7 protein-coding genes are annotated in these 3,498 nt (G+C 42.7%); 4 read left to right on the top strand and 3 right to left on the bottom strand.

The annotated features are described in order from the left end of the window. The coding region (locus WBA23_RS09270; RefSeq protein WP_424581995.1) for a hypothetical protein at positions 1–379 on the bottom strand (379 nt) is incomplete at its 3' end. Between the two features lie 135 nt (positions 380–514). On the opposite strand from WBA23_RS09270, the gene WBA23_RS09265 reads away from it, so the two are divergent. From WBA23_RS09265 to WBA23_RS09250, 4 genes are all read left to right on the top strand, one after another. Beyond that, positions 515–733, top strand: coding sequence for a hypothetical protein (locus WBA23_RS09265; RefSeq protein ID WP_424581994.1), 219 nt, complete (start codon positions 515–517; stop codon positions 731–733). A 245-nt stretch (positions 734–978) separates the two neighbouring features. After that, positions 979–1,242, top strand: coding sequence for a DUF1572 family protein (locus tag WBA23_RS09260; RefSeq protein ID WP_424581993.1), 264 nt, complete (start codon positions 979–981; stop codon positions 1,240–1,242). 38 nt (positions 1,243–1,280) lie between these two features. After that, positions 1,281–1,547 carry a DUF1572 family protein gene (locus tag WBA23_RS09255; RefSeq protein ID WP_424581996.1) on the top strand — a complete coding sequence of 89 codons (267 nt, stop codon included), beginning with the start codon at positions 1,281–1,283 and terminating at the stop codon, positions 1,545–1,547. An 11-nt stretch (positions 1,548–1,558) separates the two neighbouring features. After that, a complete protein-coding gene (locus WBA23_RS09250) occupies positions 1,559–1,954 on the top strand; it encodes a VOC family protein (protein WP_424581992.1) in 396 nt (131 codons plus the stop codon). 42 nt (positions 1,955–1,996) lie between these two features. Here the strand turns inward: WBA23_RS09250 and WBA23_RS09245 are convergent, their stop codons facing one another. Both WBA23_RS09245 and WBA23_RS09240 read right to left on the bottom strand, forming a co-directional pair. After that, on the bottom strand, positions 1,997–2,569 hold the full coding sequence (locus tag WBA23_RS09245) for a Uma2 family endonuclease (RefSeq protein WP_424581991.1): 573 nt from the start codon (positions 2,567–2,569) through the stop codon (positions 1,997–1,999). 93 nt (positions 2,570–2,662) lie between these two features. Next, entirely contained in the window at positions 2,663–3,286 is a 624-nt protein-coding gene (locus tag WBA23_RS09240) for a hypothetical protein (protein ID WP_424581990.1), read from the bottom strand. Between the last annotated feature and the right edge of the window lie 212 nt (positions 3,287–3,498).

The raw sequence follows: 3,498 nt of genomic DNA, 5'->3' as shown, positions 1-3,498 counted from the left end.
TAATCTTACCATCTTGCAACACTTCATGGATACCTCTAAGTACAGTATCAGCGAGAGGTAAGATTTTCATGAAGAACCAAACATCGTTGTTATCACTGCGCTCTGAACCAAATTCTCCGCTTCTAATTTCTTTAAAGTCTTTATTCAGTACTTTATAAATGAATGGACCATCAAATATTCTATCTCCACTATCATCTTTCCTATGAAAAAATAATACATATTCATTAGTACTTGAATTAAAGCTAGCCCTAGCAATATCATCACTATTTTCATACAGTATTTCACTAATCCTAAATTCAGGTTTCTGAACCTCTGTTTCTTGCTCTTGACAACAATTCAAAAGCAGTAGCACAAAAATCGCGGATATATATTTTTTCATTTCATAATTATATAGAGTAGTTAGCTTTGAGATCATACTATCTACGATTATTTTATAAATAGCCGCAAAATACACCAAAGCGAATTTTCAGTTTCAGCATTTTCAGCGTAAAAGCTACATGGGGCTTCGGGAGGGTTGTACCATTTTATCTTTCCGGTAAGAAAGATGGGTATTCAGTGGTGGTGCGGAATGGTTAGTTGGGTAGGAGAAAGCGTAAAACGGCAGTGCGGAACGCTTGAATCGGCTGGCGGAAGGGCGACCGGTAATGAGGGGTTGCGCGGGCTGGCGCAAGCGTACATCACTGGTCTGGAACGGTTGCGCCGCGCGGCGCAAGGGTATAGCTACGCTCCTTGATGGTTGCTGAACTGGGCGCAAGTACTTCGCTACGCCAATCTGCAAATGCGCTTCGGTAAGCAACCGTCCTGGCTGAAGGTAGTATTAAGCATTTTTGTAAATCACCAAATATTCTTTGGTTTAGGGGTGATGATGTACCAAAATGAAATAAAAGGACGTAAGTTCAATAGATTGGATTGCTGCTGGGCGTTTAAAAAGCGCAGTAGGGTTACTCGAATCGCATAGCAGAACTAAAGAATAAAGGCATGATAGAAAACTATTTGGAAAGTGTAAAAAAGCAGTTTGCTTACTATTGCTCGCTGAGCGATAAAACCTTCGCTCAACTTACCGAAGCTGAGCTTTTCTGGGAACCTAATCCGGATAATAATTCTATCGCTGTCATTGTCAACCATCTAGCGGGTAATATGCTCTCTCGCTGGACTGATTTTCTCACTACCGACGGAGAAAAGGAGTGGCGTAACCGCGATGAGGAATTTACGATCATATTAGGAACCGCAAAGAGTTACTGAACAAATGGAACGAAGGTTGAAGCTGTCTTTTTCGAGCACTGGATTCGGTAAATGCTGACAATTTTGAGAACATAGTTTACATCCGTAATATGGGGCATACGGTGGTAGAGGCTATCAATCGCCAACTAGCCCATTACGCCTATCATGTAGGGCAAATTACCTACTTGGGTAAGATGATTAAAGGGGAGCAGTGGCAAAGCCTGTCGATTCCTAAGGGTGGCTCTAAGGATTATAATGCCACTAAATTCGCTCAGCTCAAACGGCGGTCGCACTTCACCGACGAGTATCTCAAGAGAGAAGAGTAACTTACCTAACAATGATACAATACGCTTACACTATTTTGTACGTACCTGATGTAGAAAAAACTGTTTCGTTTTACGAGCAAGCATTTGGGTTCCAACGCAAGTTTGTCACGCCTGAACAGGACTACGGTGAGCTGGTTTCGGGCGAAACGACCATTGCCTTTGCTTCTTGGGAACTGGCTAACGCTAATCTGAAGAACGGCTTTACCAAGAGCCAACCTACGGCAAAACCCTTCGGCGTAGAACTAGCGTTTACTACTGACCAGCCTAAAGAGGTAATGGAGCAAGCTGTAGCAACAGGGGCTACCGTAGCCGAAAAGATAAAGACGAAACCCTGGAGACAAGAGGTTGGGTATTTGAGAGACATCAATGGATTTCTGATAGAAGTCTGTACTCCGATGCAGAATTAAGTCAAGAAAGCTAAAGTATAGCATGCTAGGCAGACATTCAGCTTACAAATCTTCGGTTTCCTGATAGATATCAGCCAGAGGAATAGTCGCATTCATAGAATGTAACGTAACGGAAGCATCTTCTCCCTCAAACCAGTTCATCTTCCATTCTTCATCGGCAGTGTTTCGGTACCGGGTTTCCACTTTCCAAGTGTTTTGTTCTATCAGCATGTATTCCCGTAATGAGAGTAGTTCGCTGTAGTAATGAAACTTTGATCCACGATCATAATTTGCGGTACTTTCCGATAACACTTCTACTAGCAAAATTGGATTAATCAGTGCATTACGATCATGTTCGGATACTTGGTAAGGTCGGCAGATGACGGAAGCATCGGGATAGAGTGACTTATTAATGGACTCAATATAAAACTTCAAATCACTACTGCCTACCCGACAACCTTTATTTAGTTGGCTTTTGAGTAACCCGATAATATTTCCAGCGATAATACCATGCTTAGGAGTCCCACCAGCCATCGCGAACACCTCGCCTCCGTGATATTCGTACCGAGTTTGGGTCTGCTCTTCTAGCTGATTGTACTCTTCTAGCGATAAAAATTTAGTGGCAACTCGTTCCATAGATATGTGCTTATTCTTCTAAGGTAAATAATGTACGTGATGGAAGCAACCTTTAAAATGAGCCACCAGTAAAAGGTATTTATTATAAATCCGCTACTTACACCCGCAAGCATCGGCTAACTCCTTTACTCCTTTATTAATTACTGTTCTGGTCAGATTAGCCGGGGCGTGAAAACTCATGACATCGCCATCTTCGTCTGAATGGTTGTACTGGCGGGCTTTGGTACGGGTTTGTAGGCTCAGTACGGTTCGGTGCGTAGCTAGGTCGTACAGCAAAAACTGAATCTTCGAGTAGCTTTCGTGAATATCTTCCAGGTACCCGTTAGGATGACGCAGGGCGTTGCTTACGGGCGGTCGGCTAGTAGATTCGTCTAAGAACTTTCCAACGAGTAAGTAACGCGCCTGGGTTGCTTGCCGGATGCGTACCATCATTGGAATATCCACATTCCAGATCGGGTTAACATGCAGCATATTTCGGTAAAAAAAGTTGTGTACCGTATCCGGGGGTACAACTTCTACATCCTCGCACGGTTGGAACGCATTAAGAAGCTGCTCGGTAGCGTAGTCAGACACGGTAGATCGGCTTTGAAACTGCGCAATCACCAATCTTTCACCCTCTTGAAAGTTGAAACCGTAGCGGGGCACTAGTTGGTGCTTGGTGCTAGTGCAGGCACTAATTCCTAGCAGCCATACAGCCAAAACAAATTTTATTCTCATTTTAATAAATAATACCAAATATTGTACTACCAAACAACTGATCACCATTGGTTTGGGAAGCTAATTTACAACGTTCTTGATTTTCCTATTAGTATTTACTCCAAGGATTTTGCATTTTTACGGTCGCTTATTTTAAAAGCAGAACAATTGAACTACACTACATGAAAAAACTACCGCTACACACCCAAATAATTATTGGTTTAGTGCTGGGA

This window comes from Tunicatimonas sp. (genome assembly GCF_049647865.1).
GTDB lineage: Bacteria > Bacteroidota > Bacteroidia > Cytophagales > Cyclobacteriaceae > Tunicatimonas.
Note: the sequence above shows the minus strand (reverse complement) of the source record. Positions and strands in the feature narration are given on the sequence as shown.

Excerpts from the sequence above, each read along its gene's own strand:
- WBA23_RS09240 (WP_424581990.1), bottom strand. The coding sequence starts at position 3,286 with ATGAGAATAAAATTTGTTTTGGCTGTATGGCTGCTAGGAATTAGTGCC.
- WBA23_RS09245 (WP_424581991.1), bottom strand. The coding sequence starts at position 2,569 with ATGGAACGAGTTGCCACTAAATTTTTATCGCTAGAAGAGTACAATCAG.
- WBA23_RS09250 (WP_424581992.1), top strand. The coding sequence starts at position 1,559 with ATGATACAATACGCTTACACTATTTTGTACGTACCTGATGTAGAAAAA.
- WBA23_RS09260 (WP_424581993.1), top strand. The coding sequence starts at position 979 with ATGATAGAAAACTATTTGGAAAGTGTAAAAAAGCAGTTTGCTTACTAT.